Raw genomic sequence first — 25,646 nt, 5'->3', positions numbered from 1 at the left:
GCATCATATTCGCCGCATAATTGACCGTTTCCACAGAATCAGACAAACGACTTCCCGGTTTTGCATGGATTCGGAAAGTCGCGTAGAGCGGAAAACATTCTAAGACCCATCCGTCCGTACCCCACGGTTATAATCGTCAAGTTATTCGCGCGCGCGAGGCCCTCTAACTATCGCGTGACGTGAGGAACACGTGGGTTTCGGATTCCGTGCCCCACACAGAAAACGAAACGCACACCCCTAGTTATACAAGGAGAGCCATTTTGGCAACCAAGATTCGTCTGAAGCGCATGGGTAAGAAGTTCTACGCGTTCTACCGCGTGGTGATCATGGATTCCCGTACCAAGCGTGATGGCCGTGCCATCGAAGAGATCGGTACCTACAACCCGAACACCCAGCCTTCGACCATCGTCATCGATTCCGAGCGCGCTCAGTACTGGCTCGGCGTCGGCGCCCAGCCGACCGAACAGGTGCTGCACCTGCTGAAGATCACCGGCGACTGGCAGAAGTTCAAGGGCCTTGAAGGTGCTGAAGGCACTCTGAAGACCGTTGAGGCTGGCCCGGATGCCGCCGCTCGCGTTGAGGCCGTTGAGGCTCAGGCTCAGAAGCTGAAGGCTGCAAAGTCCGAAGCTGATGCCAAGGCCAAGGCTGAAGCCGAAGCCGCCGCTACCGAGGAAGCTCCGGCCGAAGAGCCGGCTGCGGAAGCTGAGTGATCATGCTCGCCCAGGCTGTGGAACATCTGATTAAGAACATCGTCGATTTCCCCGACGATGTTTCGGTGAAGTCCCATGAGAATGCGCGCGGCGAACTCATTCGCGTGCGCGTCAACCCGGAAGACATCGGTCGCGTCATCGGACGCAGCGGACGCACGGCAAATGCGATTCGCACCGTGGTACAGGCACTGGCCGACCACAAGGTGCGCGTCGACATCATGGACGTGCGCAGGTGAGATCCTAGCGTGGTGCGTGATATGCATTCTGACGACCCTCAACAGCCCGAGCTGCTGAGGGTCTGTCGTATCGGGCGTGCGCAGGGACTCAAAGGCGAAGTCACCGTGCAGATCTATACGGACGAACCGGAATACCGGTTCGCTCCCGGTGCTGTGTTGTATACGAAAGACGGCGAAGAAAAGTACGTGGTAGAACACTCCCGTACCTTCAAAAACCGTTGGATCATCAAGTTCGAAGGCATTGACAACCGCGACCAGTCCGAAGCGGCCAACGGCATTGTGCTGTATGGCGAGGCGGACGATCCGGAAGACATGCTTGAAGCCGACGAATGGTATCCGAAAGACCTTATTGGCCTTGAGGCGCGACTGGCTGAAAACAATATGCTTGGCCTTGAACCGGGCATGGTGGTAGGCAAAGTCGTTGACGTGATAGAAGTGGCCCAATGGCTGCTGAAGATTCGTCTCGCCAATCCGGTGAAGGATGCCGACGGCGTTGTGGTTGAGAACAGCGCGCTCGTGCCGTTTGTGGACGAGCTCGTGCCAGACATCGACCTTGAAGAGGGCTATCTGACCCTCGATCCGCCCGGAGGCCTTATTCCGGGACTGTGATCGCAATTACTTATCAGGTGGGCATTGGATTTCCATGCCCACCTTTTGTTTTCTGCTATTTGGCAGACATACCGGTATTCTGGAACCATTATGAAGATTGATATCGTGTCCGTTTTCCCGGAATATTTCGAAGTGCTGAACCTCAGTCTGCTCGGCAAAGCGCAGGCGAAAGGTCTTGTGGAAGTGACCGCCCATAATTTGCGCGACTGGACGCACGACGTGCATCATTCCGTCGATGACACTCCAGTTGGCGGTGGCGCAGGCATGGTGATGAAGCCGGAAGTGTGGAGCGAGTGCCTCGACGAGCTGCTGCAGCTTGAGCCGGCGGTAGTTGAGAATACGGAAAATATTGAGGATTCTGCAGTTTCTTGCGATACTTACGATACGTGCGATTCTGGCAATTCTGCAACTGTTGCAGTTCCCGCAAAATCCGACGATTCCGAAAAAACGAATATTGCACAATCTTCCGCAGGTCCTGTGTTGATTTTTCCGAATCCTTCCGCCCCACTGTTCACACAGCAGGATGCGACGGAATTGAGTCATGCCGATCATCTGCTGTTCGGCTGCGGCCGTTACGAGGGGTATGACGCGCGTATTCCGCAGTATTACCGTGCGCAAGGCATTGATGTGCGCGAGTATTCGATTGGCGATTATGTGTTGAACGGCGGCGAAGTCGCGGTTTCGGTCATGTTGGAGGCAATTACGCGACTGCTGCCCGGTTTTATGGGCAATGCAGAATCGATTGTTGAGGAATCGTATACGGGCGAGAACGCGCTGTTGGAGCATCGCCAGTACACGAAGCCTGCCGAATGGCGTGGCATCAAGGTTCCGGACGTGTTGCTTTCCGGCAATCATGCGAAAGTGGATCGTTTCCGCCGTGATGAGGCGCTCCAGAAAACCGACGAGTTGCGTCCGGATCTGATCGAAGCGCTGGATTGCACCAAACTCGACAAAGCCGATCGCAAGACGCTGATGGCGCTCGGTTGGGAGGTTTCCGCCGCTCACCCGCGCAAACGCTAGCTTTCAAACGTTTGTTTTACGCGGAATGATCGCAAGTTTTTCTTGCGATCAGTGCTGACCTTTATCGGAGATTGGCTCGCTGGGTTCAATGTAGTAGACGGCAGTTTCGCCATAGTCGCGCCGATCGGTGATTTCCCAGTTTGCGGGGGCCGCGGGAGCTTCGGAACGGGTGGATCGTTCAAGCATGATCACCGTGTTGCTGGAAGTCAGTTCACGGCTGGCAAGATCGGCGAGCAGCTGGTTGCAATCATTCGTTTCGAAGGCGTACGGCGGGTCGATGAACACCATGTCGAACGGTTCAACGGCCGAAGCCGAAGACGCGTATTTTTCCGCGCGGGCCTTCACCACGCGGGCGCTCATGCCATGTTCCCACGAACGGTTATGCTTCAACGCGGTCAGCGTCTGCGCGATCAATGCGGCCGCCGGAGCGGAGGATTCCACCGCCACCAGCTCTCGCGCGCCACGGCTCAATGCTTCGATGCCCAAAGCGCCGGTTCCTGCAAACAAATCGAGCACGCGGGCATCGTCCAACACTCCCCACGAATCAAGGTGCGAGAAAATCGCCTCTTTGGTGCGATCTGTAGTCGGTCGGGTACCCGACTTCGGCGTGGTCAATGCCACACCTTTGAATCGTCCTGAAATTACGCGCATACGCACTACTCTAGCGTGGCGGGCTTAATTTAGGTGTGTCCGGCTCTTTTAGGCGTGCCAAACTAATTGCTGGTCAGGAACATTTCGTTGCCACGCGTGAAATCCAATACCGCTCCAGCCAACTGCACAAATCCAAGCAAATCGGGATCGGCCGCAACAAGCTGCGTGGCCTCGGCCCGTGCCTGTTCGATGATCTTCACATCCTTGACCACGCGCAGCAGCTTCAATCCCGTTTTCCCGCCGGATTGCGCATCTCCGAGCACGTCGCCGGCTCCACGGAATTCCAAATCGGCCTGTGCGATTTCGGCACCATCCAACGTGCCCTGAATCACGTCAAGACGGCGGGCGGCATCACTGTCCGCAGGCGCACGCGAAATCAGAAAAGCCCCCGAATCAGTACCACCACGGCCAACGCGCCCTCGCAACTGGTGCAATTGCGAAAGTCCGTACCGATCTGCGTCGAAAATCACGATGCAACTGGCTTTCGCCACGTCCACGCCGACCTCGATTACCGTGGTCGCTACCAGAATCGGCGTTATGCCGGCTTCAAAATCGGCCATAACCTGCGATTTTGTGGTGTCATCGTCGCGCCCGGTCAATGTTGCGAATCGAATGCCTTCGAATTGCGGCAACGATTGCAGACGCTCCACGATTTCTGCGACGGAATGCAACGGGGGGCGTCGCGCACGCTGGTCGTCGTCTTCGCCAAGATCGTATGCCTCGTCAAAGGCGGGAACCGGCGAGCCTGCGGTTTTCGAATCCGAAGCAGCCGACGCCGCCAACGCGTCGTCCGCATTTTCGGAATCATCGTCGATGCGCGGGCAGACCACGTAGGCGCGTTCCCCCGCGTCAATGCGTTTACGGATCAGGGCGAACATTTCGCTCATCAGCGACGCATTGCTTTCCGGCACCACGAATGTGCGAATTGGCCTGCGGCCGCCAGGAAGTTCAGTCAGCGCGGAAATATCAAGATCACCGAACCAGGTCATGGCTGCGGTGCGCGGAATCGGCGTGGCCGTCATGACCAGCAGATGCGGCGCAGTAGTCCCCTTGGAATTCAACGATTCGCGTTGCTCCACACCGAAGCGATGCTGTTCGTCGATTACCGCCAGTGTGAGGTTCGGTGCCTGGAAATTCTTGGAAAATGCGGCGTGCGTCGCCACGACGATGCAGGGCATGCCCGATGCTGCTGCGGCAAGTACGCGACGGCGTTCGGCCAGTCGCATGCTTCCCGTAAGAAGAAATACGGGAATCTCCCCATCTTTTGTGCCGAATATATCGTTTCCTTTGCTTGGAATACCCTTTTTTTGCGCATTTGAAATATGCGATTGCTCACTTCGCAATGTAATCAAATCGTCGTTATTCGAGTTATCCACATTGGAAATTTGGGCTATCTCAAACAGATCGGCGGGTTGTACACCTTTATCCACAGCATTATTGTTGATAGTTTTTTGTGCGGATTCCCCGGTTTGTTGGATTGCTGACACTTGAGTTGGCGCCGTATTTTCCCGGATTTCGGAAGCCGTTTTATCGTCTGCATCCGTCAGTTTCGCCACCATTTTGGAAATGCTCGCATAATGCTGCTCGGCAAGAACCTGCGTTGGCGCTACAAGCACGGCCTGCCCGCCCGATCCCACAGCCTGCATCATGGCTGCGACCGCGACCACGGTTTTGCCGGATCCAACCTCGCCCTGCAGCAATCGTTGCATGGGGTAGTCGCGCGTCATATCGGCGGAAATATCGGCAATAACCTGCCTTTGACCGCTCGTCAGAGCAAACGGCAGTGAGGCAATGAAGTCGTCTTTCAACCGCGTTGCGGAACATGCGGTCGCCTTGTTTTTGCGTGATGCGTCGCGTGTTTTGACGAGTGCGGTCTGGCAGATCAGCGCTTCCTCGTATCGCAACGTTTGCAGGGCGTTGTCGAAATTCTTGCGATCGACCGGATCATGAATCGCCATGAATGCTTCAGCGCGATGCATAAGCCCATATTCCTCGCGAAAATCTTCCGGAATAATGTCGGGAATAGCGACGGACAACGCTTGAATCTGCACTTCACGATTTACTTGGGGAGCGTCAAACTCCCCTTCTTGCGCGATATTATCTGAGGAATTACTTGCCGTTGGCGCCGCCAAATATTCGCTTCCACGCAACGCATCCATGTATTTCAATACCGATTCGTGAATATGTTCGCTGGAAATCCTGGAATTCGCATGATATACCGGTCGCGGACGGCAGACTCGTTTCAATGCTTCATCAACAGTTTGCGCATCGTATTTCAGATTACCAAGCGGTGGATTTGCAGGATCGCCGAAACCGTCATTCCATTCCCCGCTTTCTGCCTGCGATTGCACGGGATTGATGGTAAGCAGATCGGGATGCGTGAATTGCAAACGATTGTCATACACGCTTGGCTCGCCTGCGACGACCAGCAGCGCTCCCGTGTGCAATTTGCGCTGCACCCAATCGACATACGATTTGCGATATGAGAAGAAAACCAGTGACGCCAACGATTTTGGGGTGTTGCGACGGGCTGCGAAATCGTCGTCGGTGACTGTTGCGATCAGGCGGAAGCCACGACGAGCCATGGGGAAAACACGCGTTTCGAGCACGTGCGCTGCGAATGCCATTTTTTCCCCGATTTTCGCCTCGTGCAGTGCGTGCGCTGGAATGGGATCGGTCACGCGGAACGGATAGTAGGTCAGGGCGTCGCCTACGGACACCACGCCAAGCGATTTCAGCGCGCCAACTCTGCGGCGGTTGCTTTCGATTGATGAAATCGGCGTTTCCAGTGTGGTGCTCATAATGCACCATTCTCCCCAGTTATGCCGACAGATGCGGCTTCAGCGGGCAAATTCCCCACTCACTGGAACAATCCGGACGCCCAGAGCCCTGCCAACGTCCCAAAACCTCCACCCACTGGAAGAATCACCCCGCAAACAAGCCACCCAACGACCCAAAACCTCCACCCATTGGAACAATCCGGACACTCACGACCTGGGCGCATAAAGCAAAACCCCGGCGACCAGCGGTCTACCGGGGTTTCAAGCTGTTATTTCGCGATTCACGCTTCAACGCGCTGAACCTTGCCAGCCTTGATGCACTTGACGCAAACGCGAACGCGAACGTTCTCGCCGTCGATGGTGGTGCGAACCGGCTGCAGGTTCGGGCGGAAGGTGCGCTTATTGCGAATATGTGAGTGCGAAACGGTGAAACCGGTCTGCGGTCCCTTGCCGCACACTGCGCAACGAGCTGCCATAATGGACTCCCTATAAATTACTATTGACTTGCAAGTCTGCGCGTTCGACACCATGCAACTGAATGCATGGCAGAACACACAACTTCTCAACTATACAACCAGCCCCAGCCAATCGCAAACCAGATTGCAGACCTGTGGATAGAAATCGCCTTGGATTCCCCGGAATCATGGCGCTTGTTCAAAAAACTGAACAACAACCACACATCAGTCACAATGTTCATACATTGTTCATGCGTAACGGCAGAGCGCTCCCCTTACGCCCATTTAAGATGAACTGTAGTGTATACAATAGTGAATTGACGGTTTATTCGAAAGAGTCAACAATCATGTCTGAACGCGCAACCGCGCCCATAACTGCGCCCGCCGCAACTTCCGCGCCCACAACGTCTGCAACATCTGCAACATCTGCAGAAAATCTGCCAGAACCCAACGAAAAACTCACCACACGCGAAAAAAAGTGGATCGTCTACGATGTCGGCAATTCCGCATTCGTAATGCTATCGACCGCCGTCGTGCCAATCTACGCGAACTCGCTGCTGCAGTCCGCCGGCCAATCGAATATCGTGTCGACATGGGGGTACGCGCAGACCATCGCATCGCTGATCATCGCGGTGATGATGCCTGTGCTCGGATCCATGGCCGACGTGCAGGGCATGAAGGTAAAGTTCTTCACCGGATTCTTCCTCACGGGCGTGGTCGCCTGCTGTGCGATGGCGCTGCCGCTCAGCTGGCTCGTTTTCTTGGTGGTGTGCATTCTCGCCACGGTCGGACTGAACGGTTCGCTCACGTTCTACGATTCCATGCTGGTCGATATCACGTCGAATGAGCGTATGGACCGCGTGTCCTCGCATGGTTTCGCATGGGGCTATATTGGCTCCACGATTCCGTTCATTGCCTGCATCGCGCTGATTTTCGGCGGTCCGTCGTTGTTCGGATGGTCCACGGTGGCATGCACGCGCGCTTCGTTCGTAATCACCGCATTGTGGTGGGTTGCGTTCACCATTCCGCTGCTCACCAGCTATAAGCAGGTGCATTACCGCGCTACCGCGAACCAGGCCGGCAAGGCGATTCGCGGCACATTCCACGAACTTCGCACCACGTTCCGCGCGATCCGTCGCAACAAGCCGCTGTGGATGTTCATGATCGCGTTCTTCTTCTATATCGACGCGGTGAACACGGTGATTTCCATGAGCACCTCATACGGTACGCAGTTGGGCATCGACTCCACGCATCTGGTAATGGCACTGCTGGTCACGCAGTTCGTGGCATTCCCGAGCGCGATCGCGTACGGTAAGTTGGCTGGGCGTTTTGGCGCAAAAACCATGATCGCCACCGCCGTGATCGCTTATATCTGCATTGTGCTGTTTGCCGCGTTCTTCTTGCGTTCCGCTACGGAATTCTGGATTCTTGCGATTCTTGTCGGCTTGTTCCAAGGTGGCATTCAGGCGTTGTCTCGCTCGTATTATGGCAAGATCATTCCAAAGAATCGTGCCAATGAATATTACGGTTTCTACGATATCTTCGGCAAAAGTGCATCTATCCTCGGTTCGTTCATGGTCGCGACCGTGACGAGCATCACCGGCAACCCCTCGCTAGGCGTTCTCTCTATTGGCGTTCTGCTGGTTTTGGCATTGGTCTTCCTTGTTCTCCAGAAGGACCCGATGAAGGCTTGAATCTTACACAAAACGAGTGTGTAACGACGGTTTGTGTAAGGTTTTGTGTAACGATCGGCGTTTTTGTGTAAGTCTGTGTAACCTTGCCATATGCGGTGTTGTAGAAGCCTCACAAACGGCGGAATCTCAATGTTTCCCGCATCTTCCGCCATTCCGGGACCATAAAAGTGTGACTTTCGTCATATTTCTTGTTTTCTTGCCGATTTTCATCGATTTTGCCGTGAAGCGCGCTGATATCTAGTTGCCAACGTTGCGAGGATTGCAGGCCACCGAAGGCGGCCGCCTCGGACGGAAGGTTGGTAAGAAACGATGAAGATCAGGATGAATGCCGAGCAGGTCAGTGGCCTTTTCGAGTTCGCGATGCTGCAGGATCTCGACCCGGCGGCGCTGGAGCCACAGAAGGTCTCCCGCGATTCCGACGAGCTGAAGCTCGTGGACGGCAAGCCGGTTTTCAGGGTGAGGGTGGCGGCCCTCGACCGCGAGAGCGGGCGCGAGATGGACGCCGTGAGCCTGAAGGTCAAGAACAAGCCGCAGGCCAAGATCGGACGCACCTTCGACCTGAAACTGGCCGGTCAGGTGACGGTCACGCCCTACGTGACCAGCGCCGATCGTCTGGGATGGAGCATCGTGGCCGACGCCTTGGCGGAGAAGTGACATGGCGTGGGCGGTTCTGGCTGTTTTGATCATCGGGCAGGCGCTCTGCCCCATCGCCCTGATGTGGATGCTGGCCGCCATCGACGGCGGCTGGCCTCCCTTCGGGCCTCGTTACACGGTGGTGAAACTGGATGGACAGGCAGATAGGAAGGCTGAACGCGCGGATCCCACTGGAGGAGCTGACGGCGTTCAGGACGTGGTGCGCGTCGCACGACATGACGGTGAGCCGCGTGCTGACGGGACTTATCCACACGTTCAACGTTCGTCAGCGGAAGATGGACGAAGCGGAAACGGAGAAGCTGCGCCAGAACATCGAGAAGGCGGCGCATCTGAAGGCCGAAGCGTTCAAGGAGCAGGGATGTCAGATGGTGCGGGATTCCGCGTCGAGCTTGAGCGGCGGGCTGCCGCTGCCGGTTTTAGACGATGAGCGCTGATGATTTGAGGCGATGGCGGGCGGTCTTCACTGCGTGGGGACTCCCGCCTTCTTCGTTGGAGGGACTGGTGATAGATGGAGATGAGAACGATGACGATGGCTGCTGCGGCCCGGTGGGCGGGTGTGAGTCCGCGCATGCTGAGCCTGTTCTTGACCGGGCGCGTGGTCGATTCGCTGAGTGAGATAGACGTCGATGTGGAAGGGCTGGCTCCTGAGTTGGTCGATTCGATGCCGGGCCAAAACACCGGCATGATGGGGAGGAGTAGCCGCACCGCAGGTGCCAGACGCGGGGGTCTGGGGGTGCCGGCTGTGCAGCGCCCCCAGTGGGTCGATGAGGAGGCGAAGCGATGAGTTACGAAACTGCCGAGTGGTGGACTGTTGAGCAGGCCACCGAGGTGAGCGGGCTTTCCAAGTGGTGCGTCCGCAAGCTTTGCCGTGAAGGCGTTTTCCGCACGAGACAGCCGGGACGGTGGTGGCAGATCGATTCGTCGAGCTTCGTGGCGTGGCTGTTGGAGAGCTACCGATGACGGAGCGTGGAAGTGCTGTAGCGGCCGGTGGCCCGGCGCGAGAGCAGACGCGGGAGGCCGTGCCTGACGAGGCTGGGTGCGATAGGCGCACTGGACGCCGCGAGGTCCGGCCGCCGACGGAGGAAGGCGGACGGCAGCCGAGCCGGTGTCTGCGTGCCTGCGTGACTGCCGAAGCCGAGGCGCGAGCCGAGGCGGTGCCTGCGAGGCGGTGCCGAAGGTCTAGCTGGCAAGCGGGGCACTTCCATGCGACCCCGCGCAGCGGGACGAAGTTGGGGCTTAGTATTACCCCAACTTCGGTAACTTGTAACAATGGTCGATAAACGTTGAAATCTCGCGATTTACTTCAGTAACTTTTGTTACAGGAGTCGGGAATCTGTAACTTGGCTTCGGTAACTTCGGTAGCAACTTCAGTGACAAGGAGGGCGAAGGATGGGCGTGAAATCCGGGCGGGACTGGATTCTGACCGTTTCGGCGGAGAAGCACTCGCTTGAGGAAGTGCAGGCTGCATTAGCCAGGTATCGGTGGGTCGGACAGTTGGAGGAAGGCAAGGAGCACGGCTTCCGCCATTACCAGATCGCGATTCTGAACGACAATCCGATCAGGTTCGAGACGCTGCGGAAGAAATTCGGCGATGCGCACATCGAACCCCGACAAGGGTCGCGTAGGGATCTTTACGCGTACTGCACGAAGCGCGATACGCGAGTCAATGGACCATGGAACGGTGGAGACTGGGCGGATCCCGATACGGTGCTGAAACGCGGGACCGAACAAGGAAAGCGCAGCGACCTTGCCGCCGTCCGCGACGCCGTTGAGGCGGGACAAGGTTTCAAGCAGATTCTGCTTGATTCCGAACTGAGCGGCTCAAGCGCCCACGCGATGCAGTGGCTTCGCGAGGCCGTGGAAGCCCGAAGGGCGGTCGAGGCATCGGGCAGGATAGCCGAGAAAACGGTGATATATGGTTGCGAGTCGGCGTTGAGCTCGAAGCTGCGCAACGACGTTTACGACCTCTTCGAGCCGGACGAGATTTACGAGGTCGATTCCGTCAGTCGGTTCGACCAGTACGACGGCGAACGGGTGATGGTCTTCCCCGAATTCGATTGGCGGGCATGGCCGGTCGATTTCATCACGCGGCTTTGCGACCGGTATCCGGTGAGGCTCCCTGCGCGATACCAGAACCACCAGCTAATGGCGGACACGGTGGTGTTCCTGAGCCATGAGCCGGCCACGTCGCTCTATCAGGGATTCCTCGGCGAAGGCAGGGTAAAGCTGTTTAGTCTGATTGACCAGATCGTTGAGCTGTTCCGGGACGAGACGTATTTCGACCTTTCCCCGAAACGAATGTTGCGGGAGAAACCCGAAGTTTTCGAGCCGCTTTTCGCGGGACAGCGACCATGGACCATTCGCATGGAAGGCAACAGGCGCGTTCTCGTCCTTGACTCGGCTCCGTTGCCTCAGCTTGAGGGGGAGCCGGACGAGGACGAAGCGGATGGCGCGGATTGCCTGTAGCCGTTTTTTAGCCCGATTTGCGCTTGAGATGATGGGGCGTATCGAGATCGGTTTTCACTGGCATCGACCGGACAGGGTATCGCAGGTTCCCGTGAACCTGCATGCGGTTTCGAGGCATTGGGACTATAGGCAAAACGCGACCGTATACGACAAGGGTGGGCACGCCTTGCGACGCACCCACCCTTTTTCCAGTGGCAGATTCGGAAACCGACCAGCCGGTTTAGCGGCGGGCCTTGCCCGCCACGAGGAGACCGGTGGCCAGCACGACCAGCAGAGCCAGTATGCCGGCGACACCAATCACGGACGCGCCGGTCTTGGCCAGATCGGACTGCTCGTCGTTCTTGGACTCGGACTTCTTGTCATCCGCAGCCGGCTTGTCATTAGCAGGCTTGTTGTTGTTGGACGGCTTGTTGTTGGACGGCTTGTTGTTGCCGCCATTGTCCGGCTTGCTCGGTTCGACCGGCTTCGAGGGAACGGTCTCGGCCTTCTTTAACCCGGCCTGGGCGTCCGCCAGCGCCTTCACGGCGGCGTCCACATCGGCCTGCGAGGCGTCCTGCTTGGCTGCGACGGCCTTCGCGTCGGCCAGCGCCTTGGCGAACGGAGTCCACGAGTCGGCGGTGTAGTCCTTCTCGGCCAGCTTGCCCGCGGCATCGACCGCGGCGGTCAGCTTGGACTTGTCAACCGGGGCCGGGGCGTCGCCAACGGTCACCGGGGTCCACGCCTGCACCGTACCGTTCTCGTCCTGCACGCTGATCTTGTGCTCGCCGGCGGGCAGGCCGGCCGGAATCACCGCGTCGAAGTAGTACTTGCCGGTGGACGCTTCCTTCTGCACCTGCACGAACGGGGAGCCGTTCGGACCGGTCAGCGCCTGCGGCTCGGAGTAGATGTACGCGTACCAGAACAGGCTGTTCGCGTCGGCCTTCGCCTTCGCCTCGGCCTTCAGGTTGTCGACATACACGCGGGCCGTCTGTCCGGGCTCCGCGTGGCCGTTTGCGACATCCAGCTTCGCGTCGGTCTTGGAGGGCAGTGCCTCCGCAGGCTTCGCCACCGGCTCAGCCTTCGTCGTGAAATCGGAAATCGGCTTCGCCGTCCGTCCAAAGTTGATGGCGGAGCCGTCCTTCAGGACGATCCTCATGCCCGCATACAGGGAGCGGACATCCACGGGCTGGTCGTACGCGTTCGAGCAAGCGAGGCTTGCCCCCGTGGGATCGGCAAGCTTGCACACATCTTGAGTCTTAATCATGAGTTTCCACCAGCTGTCGGTGTAATCGTCAACGTGGGGATAACCGGCAGTATTACCGTACGTCGTGTTTGACTGCAGGCCAATCACAGGCATCTGCACGGTGCCCGAGGCGGCATGGTTCCACATGTCAGTGTCATATGATGAGAACATCTGTCCAGTCGCGTAGGACTGGACGTCTTCGTCCAGTTTAACCGGCCGCGTTTTCGTGCCGAATATGCTCTGATACGAACCGGAGGTCAGATCACCATCGGAGGTGCCTCCCGAGCAACTTAACGAGCTGTGACTTGGAACTCCTCCGAATTGCGGATCTTTAATGGGTTTGATGCTCGTGACCCGCATGACCTCGACCGCGAAGCACACGCTCTGCACCTTCGGCAGAATGCTCGGATCGATCTGGTAGTCGAACGACACGTTCGCCGTATGTGCTCCGACGTCGGATACGGCCGGCGTGCCGACCTTGGTACTCCCAAGATCGCCGCCGTAGTAGTTCTCATCCGCGTTCGCGGTGGCCACACCGCCGAACAGTGTGCACGCGGCCACGGCCAACGCGGCCATGGCCTTACCGAAACGTCTCATGGCATTCCCTTCTTCCTAGAGACTCTTCATCGCAAGAGACGAAGCGGGTCTCTTGCTCCTCGAAAACGCTACCCCCCCCCCCGCGGACTTAGCGCCCCGACTCTCGTCTTGCTAGTAGTCGAAGCCCGTTTCGGGGATGGCGTCGGCCATCATGTGGCCGTAGCGTTGGAGCGTGAAGGCGGCGTCCTTGTGGCCGAGTTCCCGCGCGACGATGGGCAACGGCACCCCTGCTTGGATTCTGCTCGAGGCCGCGTAGTGTCTGAGCGAGTGATGGGTCCAGCCTTTTCGGGTCTTGCTGTTGACGCGGTTGATGGGCCATTCGCCGTGGATCTGCGCCACGTAGTCGTAGATCAGGGCGGAGTGCTTCATGTAGTTGGATGGATGCTGGTAGCCGCCTGTGCCCTCGGGGATCGATGCGTCATACGGCCAGTTGGGGTCTATGGCGAACTCGCTTTTGGAGGGGATGCCCCTGCTGACCGAGGGGAACAGCAATAGGTTCATGAACGCGTCGATCTCCTCCTGCATGGAAGGCTTGCCGGCACGGGGCATGGTGGTCCAGAGTTCGTCTAGGTGACGCCAGCAGAGCCAGCCGAGTGGTGTGAAGCCCGCTTGCCAGAGGGTGCGGGCCTCCTCGTCCGTGGCGGTCCAGAGACTGGTTTGGGGGTCCGCGAAGCGGGGTATGACCCCGGCGATCTGGGCGCGGTGCGTCCCGAGTCCGAAACCGTTCCAGTTGGGTAGGAAGGCGGGCATGTGGACGATTCTATCGTGGTCGTACTTCGGGGTGGTCAGGCGCATCTGTCCCGCCCCGCCTCGTGTGATCTGCTCGCACACGTGGGTTTCCCCACGCCAGGCGGATTCCTCGCGTGGCTGGCCGAGCTGGTAGCGCAGGGCGACCTGCTCTCTGGTGAGAATGTGTCTGACTCGTAGGGCGAGGACCTCGCCGATGCGCAGTCCGCCGCCGGCACCTAAAGCGGTGATGAGTCCCACGCGGCGGCAGATCATGGCCTTGCGGTTCATGAAGGCCAGTCGGGTGGCGTGGCGATTGGCGTCATCCTTGATTTCCTCCGGTTTTTGATAATCCGGGTAGATGGTCTCGAACGGGACTCCGTTCCTGAAGCAGGTGTCGTCCGGCTGGGTGAGGCCAAGGCCCGGGGCGAAGGACATGCGGCGCGCGGACCGTTTGTGGGTGGCGGATTCGGGATTCCAGACGGTCACGGTCGGGTCGTCCAGCGGATTCTGCTGGAGCGTGCCGTAGGCGGTGATGATGAACGAGGCGACGAGTTTGGAGGACGGGATGTCGCCTCTGGCGACGTGGTCCCTGCGTTTTTCGTTGCGGCTGGATCTGATGACGATGCAGTCGGCGTAATGGTCGGCCGGACGATGGGTCCAGTTTTCGGCCTGTTCGAAGACGCCCTTGATGATGCGCTTGACGAGTATTGGGAACTCGACGCCGCTGACTTGGATGGCGCGGATGGATCTTTGCCCGATGGCGGTGATGGACTGTTCGCCGATTTCCGGCTTGATGAAGCGCTGGTAGACGTAGACGTAGTTGGCGGCCGTCTGCTCGGCGATCTGGGGCTTCTTGGCGTCCATCCACGAATGGAAGCACTCATCGAAAGTCGGGGGGCGCACGCCGGACTCCGAATCCGGAACGTAGTCGCCCAGTATCTCGGCGGCCTTGGCCTTGGCGCTGTCGAGGCTGTCTCCGCCACTGGTCTGCCGACGCTTGCCGGTAACCGGGTCGGTCCATATCACGCGCCATCTCGGGAATTTCTCGGTGGGCGGCAACGCGTTCGCTCTGCCGTTCAGGATTTTGATGCTTTTCCGTGCCATACCAACCGCCATCTGTGTAACATGAATGTGTAACACAGCCAGAATAACACAGCAGAAGCCTTGTATTTCAACGATTCTAGCTATTCTTATGATAGTTTAATCAAAACCGCTTCGATTATCGGCACCTTCCTTGTTGCGACCACCACTTCGCTGACCGGCAACGCCTCTGTAGGTGTGCTTTCAATCGCAATCCTGCTGATCGTTGCCCTCATCTTCCTCCTGGTGCAAAAAGACCCCACCCGCAAGTAGTTTCGCCGTTTAACTTCTGTCTGTTTTTCGGCAACCAGCTGCCTTCATGTCGTATTTCCGATGTCGCCTCACGTCCGAAAAGTCATGCATGGCAAGAGTCGATCGCATAGTAATCGCAATTGCAATCTTCTTCAGGGTCTACGGGGAAAAGCAATGCTGATTCGAAAATCAGAAAAAGTTGAGGGCACGTGCCACTTCGTCGACGATGTCAAGCATGGCGCTGCGCGCACGTTCAGGCTCTCCCTTGGCGATTGCGTCGGCTACGGCATCATGTGCGTCGAGCGCGTCAGGCTTCGGCTTCATCGGGTATTTGCCGAGTTCCACGCGTCCGCGCAGCACGGTGGCGATGGTGTCGGAAAGCGCGGCGAACAGCTCATTGCCGCTTTCATGCAGGATCAACGTATGGAATTCCACGTCGAGATCATGGAATTGCGCAAGTCCGGCTTCGCCTTCCTTGTTGGATTCGGCGATCTGCCGCATTTTCGCCGCATACACGGGGAATTTCGCCTTGACGTCGATGGGGGCAAGACGTGCGGCGGAAGCCGCTGCAGCCGGTTCGACCGCTAGCCGCAGTTCGGTGAGGGATGACAGCTGCTGCTCGCGTTGCGTGGAGTGGAGACGCCATTCGATCACCTGATGGTTGAGCGCCTGCCATTCGCCGAATGGGCGTGCGACAAGTCCGATGCGACGTTTGACAAGTACCGCGTTCATGGATTCAAGTGTTTTCGCGACTTCTCGCGCCACGGTTCTGGAAATACCGAAACGACTTTGCAGGTCTTCCAACGTAAGGCTTTCGCCAGCCTTCCACACGCCGTCGAGCATTTCGATGGCAAGCGTTCGGCTCACCGAATCCTGCATCAGTTCACCGCCGGCATTTTCTGCGATTACCGTGTCTTCAGCCATCGACCGTTCCTCCCTCGCTCACTCCATAACATGCCTGCTTTGTTTCACGGTATGTTTCACATATTCTGCGACATGCACGGCAATCACAAATCGCAGATGATCGTATATCTACGATTGCGTGATTTACCGCTATTTTGCACTATCTCCAGCATAGCAAGTCACACGATTTTTCCAATTCGTAGTACTTTTTATTTGACTGATACTACTTTTATGGTTTATAGTAGTCTTATTCCTGGTGCGAAGCGGCACAGGATCGTCAACAGCAAGGAGAGCAACATGAGCATTCACGTAGTGGTGATGGGCGTTGCAGGATGTGGCAAATCCACCGTCGCAGAAGCTATCCACGAACGACTCGGATACGTGTACGCGGAAGGCGACGACTTCCACCCGCAAGCGAATATCGACAAAATGTCAGCCGGCATTCCACTCACCGATGAGGACCGCTGGCCATGGCTGAACGTCATCAACTCCTGGATGGTGGCACGCGAGGCGCTCGACGAAAACACCGTGGTGTCCAGCTCCGCGTTGAAGCGCAGCTACCGCGAGGTGCTCGCCAAAGACGTGCCCACATTCTTCATTCATCTCAACGGCAGCCACGAGCTCATTCAGCAGAGGCTCAGCGAACGCAAGGGACATTTCATGCCACCCGCGCTACTGCCAAGCCAGTTCGCCATTCTTGAGCCGCTCGCCTCCGAAGAGAACGGCGTGGAAATCTCCATCGAAGGCAGCGTCGACGAAATGGTCGACCGTGCCATCGAAGCGCTGAACGCCTATGCGGCAACCGTGGCCGCAACCGCGGCAGCCCAAACCGCAACCCAGGCCTCCTAATCCGCCATCCACCGGTCCAAATGTGTCCGATTTTCCAGAATCGGACAACTACACACCCAAAACCGGTACATGTTTGTTCGATTCTGCAGAAACGGACAAACAGAACCCAAAAACAGCAGCACAACTGTCCGATTCTGCAGAATCGGACAAATCCGGCACACCAAACCCATGAATCGAGGAGGATTCATGAACCTCATTGCAGCGGCGATCATCGGCATCGCCATCATCGTTCTCCTTATCGCGGTATGCAAAGTGCATCCGTTCCTTTCCCTGCTTGCCGGCTCATTCGCGATGGCCGTGTGCGCGGGCGTGGAATACGACAAGGCGTTCGACAGTTTCACGTCCGGCGTCGGTTCCACCATCGCCAACGTCGGCCTGCTTATCGCATTCGGCTCGATCATCGGCACGATCCTGTTCAAGTCGGGCGGCGCCGACACCATCGTCGACACCATCATGTCCAAGACGCCGTTGCAGCGTCTGCCGTGGGCCATGGCACTGATCGCGTTCATCGTCGGCATTCCGATGTTCTTCGAAGTCGGCGTGGTCATTCTCATTCCGGTGGTGCTCTTCGCCGCCCGCCGCGCCAAAGCTCCGGTCGTACTGCTGGGCATTCCAGCCCTCGCAGGCCTGTCCACCCTGCACGCATTCGTGCCGCCGCACCCCGGCCCGCTGACCGCCATCGGCGCACTGAACGCAAACCTTGGCATCACCCTGGCGCTCGGCCTGGTCGTCGCCATTCCGACCGTGATCATCTCCGGCCCGCTGTTCGGCAAGCTCGCCGCCAAGTGGGTGCCGATCGCGGCCCCAGAAAACACTGCTGAGGCAGAAGCTCCGAAATCCGCGGAAAACCGCCCATCCTTCGCTTCCGCAATCGCCGTCATCCTGCTGCCGGTCGTACTCATGCTCGCCTCTTCCATAGTGGATCTGACCGGTCAGAGCGAAACCGCGTGGGGGCGTGCACTCGCTTTCATCGGCACTCCGTTGACCGCGCTGCTCATCACCACGATTTTCGCGATGGTCGTGCTCGGTTACATGCAGAAATTCACTCGTGACGCGGTCAACGGCATGGTCGGCCAATCCTTCAGCTCGGTCGCCGGCATTATTCTGATCGTCGCCGCCGGCGGCGGCTTCAAGCAGACGCTCGTCGATTCCGGCATTGGCGACGTGATCGCCAATTCGATCACCGAATCCGCCATGAATCCGCTGATCGCAGGCTGGCTGGTCGCCGTGCTCATCCGTCTCGCCACCGGCTCCGCAACCGTGGCCACCGTCACCGCATCCGGCATCATGGTGCCGCTCGCCACCGGCATGAGCCCAACGCATCTGGCTCTGCTGGTGCTCGCCATCGGCGCAGGATCCGTGTTCTTCTCGCACCTGAATGATGCAGGATTCTGGCTGGTCAAGGAATACTTCGGTATGTCGGTCGGTCAGACATTGAAGACCTGGTCGCTGATGGAAACGATTCTGTCGGTCACCGGCTTGGGTTGCGTCATGCTGCTTTCGCTGGTGCTTTGACGCACGACATTTCGCACACAAATTGCGATTGCGATTCGCGTGCATCATATCTGAAAAACATATCTGAAATACAAAAAACTTGCCGTCCATTCGTTTTTAAGCATCTTCTTTTCTGCGTTGCGGAAGATGCAGAAAATAGATGGGCGGCACCAATCCCAATTCGAATCCAATTTAAATCCCAATTTAATTCCACATCAAAAACCGTAGAAAGAAGAACATCATGCAGCTGGCAATGATCGGCTTGGGCCGAATGGGCGGAAATATGGCAAAGCGCATCGCTGCGGCCGGACACGAAGTAGTCGGATACGACCGCTCCCCCGAATCGGACCGCACTGTGGCAAGCCTTGAGGAAATGGTGGCCGCGCTCGCCGCGCCGCGCATCGTATGGGTAATGGTGCCCGCAGGCGAGGCGACCGACAGCACTATCAATGAACTGGCGGAACTGTTGGAACCTGGCGACATGATTATCGATGGTGGCAATTCCCGCTACACCGATGACGCTCGCCACGCGGCTGAACTTGAACCGAAGGGCATTCACTTCATGGATTGCGGTGTTTCCGGCGGCATATGGGGCATCGACCGTGGGTATGCGCTTATGGTGGGCGGCAGCGAAGAGGATTTCGAACGCGCCCGACCGATTTTCGAAGCGCTCAAGCCTGAGGGCGATTCCGGACTGGCGCTCACAGGCCCGGTCGGCGGCGGCCATTTCGCCAAAATGGTGCACAACGGCATTGAATACGGCATGATGCAGGCGTTCGGCGAAGGCTTCGCCACTATGGTGAAGTCCGACCTCATCAAGGATCCCGCTGCCGTGATGACTTCATGGCGAGACGGTTCCGTGGTACAGTCCTGGCTGCTGGATCTGCTGGCGATCGCATTCAAGTCCGATCCGACGCTGGAATCCATGCCGCCGGTGGCCAACGAGTCCGGCGAGGCGAAGTGGATGATCGAGGCGGCGCTCGAACTGGGCGTGCCGACCCCCGCCACCGCGGCCGCACTTTACGCGCGGCAGACTTCCCGCGGCGGTGCGGATGACATTCTGCGCGTTGTTTCCACCATGCGCGCCCAGTTCGGCGGCCACGTCACCAAGATCGACGAAATCGCCACCCACTGAGAGTGCTTTGAATGTCCGATTCTGCAGAAACGGACAAACAGAATCCAAAAACAGCAGCCCAACTGTCCGATTCACCAGAATCGGACATCCAAACACCCAAAACCAGCCCATGAGTGTCCGATTCTGCAGAAACGGACACTCCACACAGCTTAAGAACGCCTATTTCGCTCATACATGGCAGACGCTCTCGGCGAAACAGCACTTCGAGGGTACGATTTGGCAGGTTTTAGCCAACCGAACTGCCATATATAAGCGAGATAGCTCCGAACAGGGGCGTGTATCTGCCATATATAAGGCAGATACACGCCCCTTAGCATATTTGCGTCCGGATTGCTCCAGTCAGAGGTTCCGGTCAGGAACTCAGCGGCCGTAGACTTCGTGCACAAACTTTTCGAGCGCGGCGATGGAACGCTCCACCTTCTCCGTGTCGATGCAGTACGCCATGCGGAAGTAGCCGGGCACGCCAAAGCTGTCGGACGGAACGAGAATCAGGTCGTAGTCCTTGGCTTTCATGCAGAACGCGTTCGCATCCTCCTCAAGCGCCTTCGGGAAAATGTAGAACGTACCGCCCGGTCGTACTACGTCGAATCCGAGGCGTACCAGCGCGTCGTACAAGAGGTTCATGTTCTTTTCGTACACGGAAAGGTCGCTGGTCTCATCCACCACCTTGGCCACGGCCAGCTGCACGCTGGATCCTGGGCAGTTGTGTCCGGTTCCGCGGCTGACTTGGCCGCACATGGGCACGATCAGTTCGGCGTCGGTGGCACGCGGGTTCACCGCCACATAGCCGATGCGCTCGCCCGGCAGCGACAGCGACTTGGAGTACGAGTAGCACGAAAGCGTGTTGTCGTAGAACTTGCTCGGATACGGCTGCACACCCCCGTCGAATACGATTTCGCGGTACGGTTCGTCGGAGATCAGGAAGATGTCATGCCCGTATTCAATCTGCTTGGCCCGCAGTATTTCAGCCAGTCGAGTCAGCGTTTCGGCGGAATAGACGGCTCCGGAAGGATTGTTCGGCGTATTGATGAGCACCGCTGCGGTTTCCGGGTTCAACGCCTGTTCGAATGCGTCGAAATTGATCTGGAAGTTTTCGGTGTCGGCCGGCACTACGGTCAGGTGCGCGCCGGTTCCGTTGACGTACGGCTGGTATTCCGGAAAGTATGGGGCAAACGTGATAACTTCGTCGCCCGGTTTGGTCACCACGCGCAGCGCGTGGGCCAGTGCTCCGGCCGCACCCGTGGTCGGGAAGATGTAGTCGGCCGTATAGTCCATGTCGAAGCGGCGGTTGAGGCTTTCCGCAATGGCCGTGCGCACTGAGGTAATACCCAGCGACGGCGAGTATCCGTGCAGTGCGACCGGTTCCGCATCCTTATACAGGGCGATCATTTCGTCGGTGAAGCTTTGCGGGCAGGGCACGCTTGGATTGCCCAGCGAATAGTCGAACACATTCTCGTAGCCGATTTCGGCGCCACGCGCGGTCGCGTACTCACTCAGCTCGCGGATCACGGACTTTCCGCCAAGCATGGCCTTGTAGGCTTCGTTGATCATGAACAACCTCCCTGTCGTACTGTCGTACTTCTGACGCATATATCATGCACGCCCGCGCCCGGCTCAATTCAGTCAGTCAATCGCGAATTCACCTCATGGCGGCGAACGTGCAACACTTTCGTTTCTACCACTGCTTTGTCACAATCGCGGGCAGGGTGTCATGTAACGGTATTATTCGACAGTCCTTTTAGCTTCCTCGACTTCCCCGGCTTCCCTCAGTCGATTGCGCTGCGCGGCCTCCATGCCGGGCACGAAACCGTTGCTGAAGATTCTGCGCCAATATTCAAGCATGTCCGCTTTTGACATCGACATGAACATGCCCGCCGCAAGCACGGCGACGTCCTCGTTGAATACGGTGTCGAGTGGCAGTTTCTCATGCAACTTCGGCCAGCGCTGCAACACCGCCAACATACCTCCGACAGTGAAGTCGAGCATAAGATCGGTTTTCAGATCGAGATGGTCCGCATCCAGTCCAAGCACGGAAATCATGGTCAAACGCCCGAATTCTTTCAGCGACGAAACGAGTTCCGGTGAGCTGTGCGGACCGGCAAGCAATGCCAATCGGTCGAGACGCTGGCGCTGTTCGGGGTCACGCATCAGCGCGGTGACGTGCTTGCGCCATTCGGTGTCAGGATCGAAATCTCGCCCTGGCACACCCGGCATTGGCGTGTTTTCGACGGCGTGCAGAATGGCGGAATCGGCCAGTTCCGGTAATCCGGAGAAATGGTAGTAGAAGGAATTGCGATTCACGTCCGCCGTGCGCACGATGTCGGTGACAGTGATTTTGTTGTACTCGCGTTCCGAAAGCAGCTCCCAGAAAGCGTTTTCAAGACGATCTTTCGCTGGCAGGATTTCCGAATCCCTACGTGGTCGTGGCATCAGTACCCCCTGATAATTAGTCACGTTGCCTCATAACCACGTTTTATTGTACAAGTTGTCTAGACCATTTTTCACCGAATGTCGCATACGAATTTACAAATACAACGCAGCCGGCAGTACCATACTTACGTCGCGCACGTCACGCACGTCGCATACGCACGCCACCCACGGCACCCGCCCGCGCCCTACTTGCGTTGCACCTTCGGGTTGCGCGCGAGCGCCGCCTGCAACAGAATCACCAGCGCCTGATTGATGTTGCGTCGATCCTCACCGCTCAAGCCAACATATGTGCCGAGCATTTCGGGAATCACCTTTGGCCCGGCCGCCACAATCGCGGAAATACTGCCCGCTCCGGAAGCCTCGAGCACGGAGAACAGCGCGTCGACCGCATGCTCTCGCTGTTCTTTGGAAAGTCCCGCAAGCCAGCCGTTCAGTGACTTGTTGAACACCACGGAACTATCGGCCACGTCTTCGGCCTTGGCGAATTCACCCCCGTGCATCTGCCACGAGAAGGCGAAATGCTGCATGATGCCATCCACGTCGGATTTCACCACCACACAACGTTCGGGGGTTTCCAGCACCATGCCCACCACCGAGGAGTCCGGCACGATTTTCACAATGCGATCGCTCACGCTCGCATATTCGAAGCTTTTCACCACTTCCTCGGGGAAACCCGGCCCGTCGAGCGAGTAGATGCGTTCAATTCGACCCTTGATCTCGTCTTCGGCGTTCATGGCCGCATATACGGCCAGATTACCGCCTTTGGAGTGACCAGTCAGCAGTATCGGCCCATCCCACAGCGAGGCGACTTTTTTCAGGTATTCAGCTGCGGAAACCTGTGCTGGAACCGGGTATTGGAAGGCCATGTTGAAGTCTTCCTTCCATCCGACCAGCGAATCATCGGTGCCTCGAAACGCCACAACCAGCGTTCCCGACGGCAGCCGGAAAGTCACCGCCGCGAACTGCGTTTGTGCGTCGCCATCGAACTGCTCGCAGTACGCACTCATCTCAACGTCGGAAAACCGCGGATTCGCCGCCACAGCATGGTAGAAGTCGTGCGTCACCTGCGGATCGACCAATCCTACGTTCTCCACGTCATGGTCGGCTACAGGCTTGTCGTGGTTCAGCTCGTCATCGGCACGCGCAATCGTCACACCTCCAAACGGGGGCTTGCGCAGCATACGCAACGATGCGATCGGACGTCGAATATCGAATTGCTTCGCACGCGCCTGCAACGTACCATATTTCGCTACCAAATCGTCCAATAGCAGCACGCATTCCGGTACTTCGTCGTACGAAAGCTGCGCCAACACCAATGCGTCGGCCTCGCGGAACGGCAATGTCTCGAAACTGCGCGTTTCCGTGCGCGCATAGTCAATAATGTTGCCCATCACGCATCCCCCTCCTTGTCGTTGCGCAGTTCACCGTCGTTGCGCAGTTCACCGACAGCGACTTTCGCTGCGCTGGCCGGAATCGCCTTGAGCACATCTTTGATGAGCTCGCGCGTTTCAACGTCGGTGCCCCTGGCGGCCGCCACGATTTTCGGCAGCGAATCCGTCCAATTCGCCACCAAATCAGCGATATTACCGTACCCTGCTGCTGCGAAGATGTCGTATATCTGGTTGATGGCCCGCTCGCGCTGTTCCTGGTTTACGCGGTCGAACCATCCGTCGATGGTTTTGCCGATGAGTTGCGCACCGCCTGTCAACTCGCCTGCCCGCTCGAATTCGCCGGATTGCGTCACCTGCCAGCTCGATCCCATATGCTGCAGAATGCTTATGGCGTCGGCTTTGACGAAGGTTGGTTTGATTTGCGATTGCAACAGCATGCCGATGATGGAGGATTCCGGCACGGTTTTGTCGATTCGTGCCGCGATTGCCTGATATGCGCGGCTATGCACCATGACTTGAGACATTCCAGGCCCATCATGCGAGAAAATGCGGGAGATTCTGCAGTTGCGTCCCGACACGCTTCCGCCGAGCGCCGGCAGCAGTCCGAGCCGTTGCGCACGCTCGTTGGTCGCTTCAATATCGCTTTGCGTGATTTGCATGGCCGCATATACCGCCATGTTGCCGCCTTTGGAATGCCCGCCGAGCATAATGCCGGGCGATTCCTTCGCCGAAAGGAAACGTTCCGTCCTATCCAAAATCGAGTCCGCATATCGATATGCCGATTCTTGCGACGGCACTGGGCAGCGCACCGCCATATTGAAATCCTCTTTCCAACCGACGAGCGTGCCATCAGTGCCACGGAATGCAACATATAAGCCGAAATCAGCACCCAAATCGAAAGTCATCGCAGCGAATTGCTGCTGCTCGCCCTCATCCAAACGTTCGGCATACTCCCCCACCCGCAACCCGCGGAATCGCGGCGATTCGCAAACCGCACGCAGTATCGAAAGCCGATAATCGTTCATTTCAGAGGAATTCGAAACAAACATCTCATCGTAGCTTTCGGCGCGCAGCAATTCACGGATCGGCACGGTCGCCACCGACTTGGCCTCGCCGAATGCCGGAACCAAACCCAGCAATCGCATGTAGGAAAGCTCGGAAAGCACCAGGGAATCGACATTGCTGAACGCCAATTCGCCGAACCCGCGAAACTCGCGGCGCACATAATCCACAACATTGCCCATGCCTCAACTCTAGCCCGTCCGCAGTTCCGACCACATGTCACCACGCGCATTCCCCCAAATGTTCGCACGCGCTCCCCGCACGCCCACGCTCAAACCGACTCAGCCACACACTGTAGGATATGTGCGAACGCAAGTTGCGAACACACATCGCAGGTGCAGTGAACGCAAGTCGCGCACCAGTAATACTTGCGAATCGAACTTATGAAGGGACGCTCCAGAACACCATGGAACCGATTGAAATCGCTGTGGATTGGCTGAAAGCCAATTCCGGAAAAATCATTCTGCTCATTGTCGTCGCACTGCTTGCGGCCGTTATCGACAAGGCGCTTACCCGAATCGTGAGCAAAGTGCTGGACCGTTCGCAAGTGCCGAACGCTTCGATTTTCATCAATATTCTGCGTGCGGTGGTGTGGACGTTGGCTGTGGGCACTGTGCTGCAGCCTGTGTTCGGCATTAATCCGACCACGATTTTCACCGCGCTCGGCATCGGCGGTCTTGCGGTGTCGCTCGGTATGAAAGATACGATCGCGAACATCATCGGCGGTTTCGGTCTGATGCTTGGCCGTGTGATCCAGCCGGGCGATCTGGTAAACGTTGCGGGCACCGATGGCGTGGTCGAAGACATCAACTGGCGTCAGACCGTGGTGCGCGAGCGCAACGGCAATATCAAAATCATTCCGAATTCGATTCTGAACACCGCGTCGCTGGAAAAACTCAATCCGTCCAATGAGATGATGGTTCGTGTGCCGTTCACCGCCAAGGCCGGCACTGACATCGACGAGATGACCCGTCAGGTGGTGGAGGCCGTGCAGCGCGACACCGCCGATTTGGCTGATCCGCGCTTCCCTCCGAAAGTGAGGCTGACCGGCTACTCCCCTTACGGCATCAATGCTGAAGTGTGCGCGTTTGCCAAGCCGGGATTGTTACTTTCCGACATGATCAACGTCGTGGCACGTTCCATCGCCAATGCTGATTTTCTTGAGAATCGCGCCATTAACGAGGAATCGTGATCTCCTCGCGAACAGAGAAAATCGCGATTGGCCCA

23 protein-coding genes and 1 pseudogene are annotated in these 25,646 nt (G+C 57.6%); 14 read left to right on the top strand and 10 right to left on the bottom strand.

The genetic code is table 11. The features are described from left to right. The first annotated feature begins 260 nt into the window (after window positions 1-260). From rpsP to trmD, 4 genes are all read left to right on the top strand, one after another. Window positions 261-710: a 30S ribosomal protein S16 gene (gene rpsP / locus NBH13_RS02955; RefSeq protein ID WP_099594900.1), complete on the top strand. Its 450-nt coding sequence runs from the start codon at window positions 261-263 to the stop codon at window positions 708-710. Between the two features lie 2 nt (window positions 711-712). Beyond that, complete coding sequence (locus tag NBH13_RS02950; RefSeq protein ID WP_003811858.1) at window positions 713-946, top strand: RNA-binding protein; 234 nt, start codon at window positions 713-715, stop codon at window positions 944-946. Window positions 947-967: 21 nt separating this feature from the next. Beyond that, window positions 968-1,555 carry a ribosome maturation factor RimM gene (rimM, locus tag NBH13_RS02945; RefSeq protein WP_250779137.1) on the top strand — a complete coding sequence of 196 codons (588 nt, stop codon included), beginning with the start codon at window positions 968-970 and terminating at the stop codon, window positions 1,553-1,555. Window positions 1,556-1,645: 90 nt separating this feature from the next. After that, complete coding sequence (trmD, locus tag NBH13_RS02940) at window positions 1,646-2,575, top strand: tRNA (guanosine(37)-N1)-methyltransferase TrmD (protein WP_144090205.1); 930 nt, start codon at window positions 1,646-1,648, stop codon at window positions 2,573-2,575. A 48-nt stretch (window positions 2,576-2,623) separates the two neighbouring features. On the opposite strand, the gene rsmD is transcribed toward trmD, so the two are convergent. From rsmD to rpmB, 3 genes are all read right to left on the bottom strand, one after another. After that, window positions 2,624-3,232 carry a 16S rRNA (guanine(966)-N(2))-methyltransferase RsmD gene (gene rsmD, locus NBH13_RS02935; RefSeq protein WP_294446473.1) on the bottom strand — a complete coding sequence of 203 codons (609 nt, stop codon included), beginning with the start codon at window positions 3,230-3,232 and terminating at the stop codon, window positions 2,624-2,626. A 56-nt stretch (window positions 3,233-3,288) separates the two neighbouring features. Continuing rightward, window positions 3,289-6,027: an ATP-dependent DNA helicase RecG gene (locus NBH13_RS02930; protein WP_250778921.1), complete on the bottom strand. Its 2,739-nt coding sequence runs from the start codon at window positions 6,025-6,027 to the stop codon at window positions 3,289-3,291. Window positions 6,028-6,287: 260 nt separating this feature from the next. Next, on the bottom strand, window positions 6,288-6,482 hold the full coding sequence (gene rpmB / locus NBH13_RS02925) for a 50S ribosomal protein L28 (protein ID WP_003807649.1): 195 nt from the start codon (window positions 6,480-6,482) through the stop codon (window positions 6,288-6,290). A gap of 326 nt (window positions 6,483-6,808) precedes the next feature. Between rpmB and NBH13_RS02920 the strand changes: the two genes are divergently transcribed. The 5 genes from NBH13_RS02920 (at window position 6,809) to NBH13_RS02900 (ending at window position 11,275) form a co-directional block, all read left to right on the top strand. Next, on the top strand, window positions 6,809-8,155 hold the full coding sequence (locus NBH13_RS02920; RefSeq protein WP_250778919.1) for an MFS transporter: 1,347 nt from the start codon (window positions 6,809-6,811) through the stop codon (window positions 8,153-8,155). 309 nt (window positions 8,156-8,464) lie between these two features. Beyond that, window positions 8,465-8,809, top strand: coding sequence for a hypothetical protein (locus tag NBH13_RS02915; protein ID WP_234147033.1), 345 nt, complete (start codon window positions 8,465-8,467; stop codon window positions 8,807-8,809). 131 nt (window positions 8,810-8,940) lie between these two features. Beyond that, window positions 8,941-9,243 (top strand): hypothetical protein, encoded by a 303-nt coding sequence (locus NBH13_RS02910; protein WP_250778917.1) that lies wholly within the window; start codon window positions 8,941-8,943, stop codon window positions 9,241-9,243. Window positions 9,244-9,589: 346 nt separating this feature from the next. Beyond that, window positions 9,590-9,769 carry a helix-turn-helix domain-containing protein gene (locus tag NBH13_RS02905; protein WP_250778916.1) on the top strand — a complete coding sequence of 60 codons (180 nt, stop codon included), beginning with the start codon at window positions 9,590-9,592 and terminating at the stop codon, window positions 9,767-9,769. A gap of 429 nt (window positions 9,770-10,198) precedes the next feature. Continuing rightward, window positions 10,199-11,275 (top strand): hypothetical protein, encoded by a 1,077-nt coding sequence (locus NBH13_RS02900; RefSeq protein ID WP_250778914.1) that lies wholly within the window; start codon window positions 10,199-10,201, stop codon window positions 11,273-11,275. A 220-nt stretch (window positions 11,276-11,495) separates the two neighbouring features. Here NBH13_RS02900 and NBH13_RS02895 read toward each other — a convergent pair whose 3' ends face one another. Further along, entirely contained in the window at window positions 11,496-13,094 is a 1,599-nt protein-coding gene (locus NBH13_RS02895) for a hypothetical protein (protein WP_250778912.1), read from the bottom strand. A 111-nt stretch (window positions 13,095-13,205) separates the two neighbouring features. Further along, entirely contained in the window at window positions 13,206-14,927 is a 1,722-nt protein-coding gene (locus NBH13_RS02890) for a tyrosine-type recombinase/integrase (RefSeq protein ID WP_250778910.1), read from the bottom strand. Window positions 14,928-15,014: 87 nt separating this feature from the next. Between NBH13_RS02890 and NBH13_RS02885 the strand changes: the two are divergent. Beyond that, window positions 15,015-15,176, top strand: a pseudogene (locus NBH13_RS02885) (MFS transporter); the annotation flags it as partial. Window positions 15,177-15,344: 168 nt separating this feature from the next. On the opposite strand, the gene NBH13_RS02880 reads toward NBH13_RS02885, so the two are convergent. Beyond that, entirely contained in the window at window positions 15,345-16,079 is a 735-nt protein-coding gene (locus NBH13_RS02880) for a FadR/GntR family transcriptional regulator (RefSeq protein WP_099571045.1), read from the bottom strand. Between the two features lie 276 nt (window positions 16,080-16,355). On the opposite strand from NBH13_RS02880, the gene NBH13_RS02875 reads away from it, so the two are divergent. The 3 genes from NBH13_RS02875 (at window position 16,356) to gnd (ending at window position 19,536) form a co-directional block, all read left to right on the top strand. Further along, complete coding sequence (locus NBH13_RS02875) at window positions 16,356-16,907, top strand: gluconokinase (RefSeq protein WP_099571046.1); 552 nt, start codon at window positions 16,356-16,358, stop codon at window positions 16,905-16,907. 186 nt (window positions 16,908-17,093) lie between these two features. Further along, window positions 17,094-18,422, top strand: coding sequence for a GntP family permease (locus NBH13_RS02870; protein ID WP_250778908.1), 1,329 nt, complete (start codon window positions 17,094-17,096; stop codon window positions 18,420-18,422). 220 nt (window positions 18,423-18,642) lie between these two features. After that, window positions 18,643-19,536, top strand: a complete 894-nt coding sequence (gnd, locus tag NBH13_RS02865) for a phosphogluconate dehydrogenase (NAD(+)-dependent, decarboxylating) (RefSeq protein WP_250778906.1) — start codon at window positions 18,643-18,645, stop codon at window positions 19,534-19,536. A 360-nt stretch (window positions 19,537-19,896) separates the two neighbouring features. On the opposite strand, the gene NBH13_RS02860 is transcribed toward gnd, so the two are convergent. The 4 genes from NBH13_RS02860 to NBH13_RS02845 all read right to left on the bottom strand — a co-directional run bounded on the left by NBH13_RS02860 (window position 19,897) and on the right by NBH13_RS02845 (window position 24,601). Continuing rightward, window positions 19,897-21,087: a pyridoxal phosphate-dependent aminotransferase gene (locus NBH13_RS02860; RefSeq protein ID WP_250778904.1), complete on the bottom strand. Its 1,191-nt coding sequence runs from the start codon at window positions 21,085-21,087 to the stop codon at window positions 19,897-19,899. 171 nt (window positions 21,088-21,258) lie between these two features. Continuing rightward, window positions 21,259-21,966, bottom strand: a complete 708-nt coding sequence (locus tag NBH13_RS02855; RefSeq protein WP_144164450.1) for a TetR/AcrR family transcriptional regulator — start codon at window positions 21,964-21,966, stop codon at window positions 21,259-21,261. 185 nt (window positions 21,967-22,151) lie between these two features. Beyond that, window positions 22,152-23,357, bottom strand: coding sequence for a DUF2974 domain-containing protein (locus tag NBH13_RS02850; protein ID WP_250778903.1), 1,206 nt, complete (start codon window positions 23,355-23,357; stop codon window positions 22,152-22,154). Further along, on the bottom strand, window positions 23,357-24,601 hold the full coding sequence (locus NBH13_RS02845; RefSeq protein WP_250778901.1) for an Mbeg1-like protein: 1,245 nt from the start codon (window positions 24,599-24,601) through the stop codon (window positions 23,357-23,359). Before NBH13_RS02845 ends, NBH13_RS02850 begins: the two co-directional genes overlap by 1 nt. A gap of 224 nt (window positions 24,602-24,825) precedes the next feature. Between NBH13_RS02845 and NBH13_RS02840 the strand changes: the two genes are divergently transcribed. After that, window positions 24,826-25,611, top strand: coding sequence for a mechanosensitive ion channel family protein (locus tag NBH13_RS02840; RefSeq protein WP_099571053.1), 786 nt, complete (start codon window positions 24,826-24,828; stop codon window positions 25,609-25,611). Window positions 25,612-25,646 lie beyond the last annotated feature (35 nt).

The sequence above is a fragment of the Bifidobacterium intestinale genome, assembly GCF_023656765.1.
In the GTDB taxonomy this organism is placed as follows: Bacteria; Actinomycetota; Actinomycetes; order Actinomycetales; family Bifidobacteriaceae; genus Bifidobacterium; species Bifidobacterium hominis.
This window is presented reverse-complemented; position numbering and strand designations above follow the sequence as displayed.

Bases quoted from the DNA above. Each gene is read 5' to 3' on its own strand.
- NBH13_RS02895 (WP_250778912.1), bottom strand. From the start codon at position 13,094: ATGAGACGTTTCGGTAAGGCCATGGCCGCGTTGGCCGTGGCCGCGTGC.
- NBH13_RS02930 (WP_250778921.1), bottom strand. From the start codon at position 6,027: ATGAGCACCACACTGGAAACGCCGATTTCATCAATCGAAAGCAACCGC.
- NBH13_RS02915 (WP_234147033.1), top strand. From the start codon at position 8,465: ATGAAGATCAGGATGAATGCCGAGCAGGTCAGTGGCCTTTTCGAGTTC.
- trmD (WP_144090205.1), top strand. From the start codon at position 1,646: ATGAAGATTGATATCGTGTCCGTTTTCCCGGAATATTTCGAAGTGCTG.
- NBH13_RS02880 (WP_099571045.1), bottom strand. From the start codon at position 16,079: ATGGCTGAAGACACGGTAATCGCAGAAAATGCCGGCGGTGAACTGATG.
- NBH13_RS02855 (WP_144164450.1), bottom strand. From the start codon at position 21,966: ATGCCACGACCACGTAGGGATTCGGAAATCCTGCCAGCGAAAGATCGT.
- NBH13_RS02850 (WP_250778903.1), bottom strand. From the start codon at position 23,357: ATGGGCAACATTATTGACTATGCGCGCACGGAAACGCGCAGTTTCGAG.
- NBH13_RS02890 (WP_250778910.1), bottom strand. From the start codon at position 14,927: ATGGCACGGAAAAGCATCAAAATCCTGAACGGCAGAGCGAACGCGTTG.
- NBH13_RS02875 (WP_099571046.1), top strand. From the start codon at position 16,356: ATGAGCATTCACGTAGTGGTGATGGGCGTTGCAGGATGTGGCAAATCC.
- NBH13_RS02905 (WP_250778916.1), top strand. From the start codon at position 9,590: ATGAGTTACGAAACTGCCGAGTGGTGGACTGTTGAGCAGGCCACCGAG.
- NBH13_RS02900 (WP_250778914.1), top strand. From the start codon at position 10,199: ATGGGCGTGAAATCCGGGCGGGACTGGATTCTGACCGTTTCGGCGGAG.
- NBH13_RS02840 (WP_099571053.1), top strand. From the start codon at position 24,826: ATGGAACCGATTGAAATCGCTGTGGATTGGCTGAAAGCCAATTCCGGA.
- NBH13_RS02910 (WP_250778917.1), top strand. From the start codon at position 8,941: ATGGACAGGCAGATAGGAAGGCTGAACGCGCGGATCCCACTGGAGGAG.
- NBH13_RS02845 (WP_250778901.1), bottom strand. From the start codon at position 24,601: ATGGGCAATGTTGTGGATTATGTGCGCCGCGAGTTTCGCGGGTTCGGC.
- NBH13_RS02920 (WP_250778919.1), top strand. From the start codon at position 6,809: ATGTCTGAACGCGCAACCGCGCCCATAACTGCGCCCGCCGCAACTTCC.
- rpmB (WP_003807649.1), bottom strand. From the start codon at position 6,482: ATGGCAGCTCGTTGCGCAGTGTGCGGCAAGGGACCGCAGACCGGTTTC.
- gnd (WP_250778906.1), top strand. From the start codon at position 18,643: ATGCAGCTGGCAATGATCGGCTTGGGCCGAATGGGCGGAAATATGGCA.
- NBH13_RS02950 (WP_003811858.1), top strand. From the start codon at position 713: ATGCTCGCCCAGGCTGTGGAACATCTGATTAAGAACATCGTCGATTTC.
- NBH13_RS02870 (WP_250778908.1), top strand. From the start codon at position 17,094: ATGAACCTCATTGCAGCGGCGATCATCGGCATCGCCATCATCGTTCTC.
- rimM (WP_250779137.1), top strand. From the start codon at position 968: ATGCATTCTGACGACCCTCAACAGCCCGAGCTGCTGAGGGTCTGTCGT.
- NBH13_RS02860 (WP_250778904.1), bottom strand. From the start codon at position 21,087: ATGATCAACGAAGCCTACAAGGCCATGCTTGGCGGAAAGTCCGTGATC.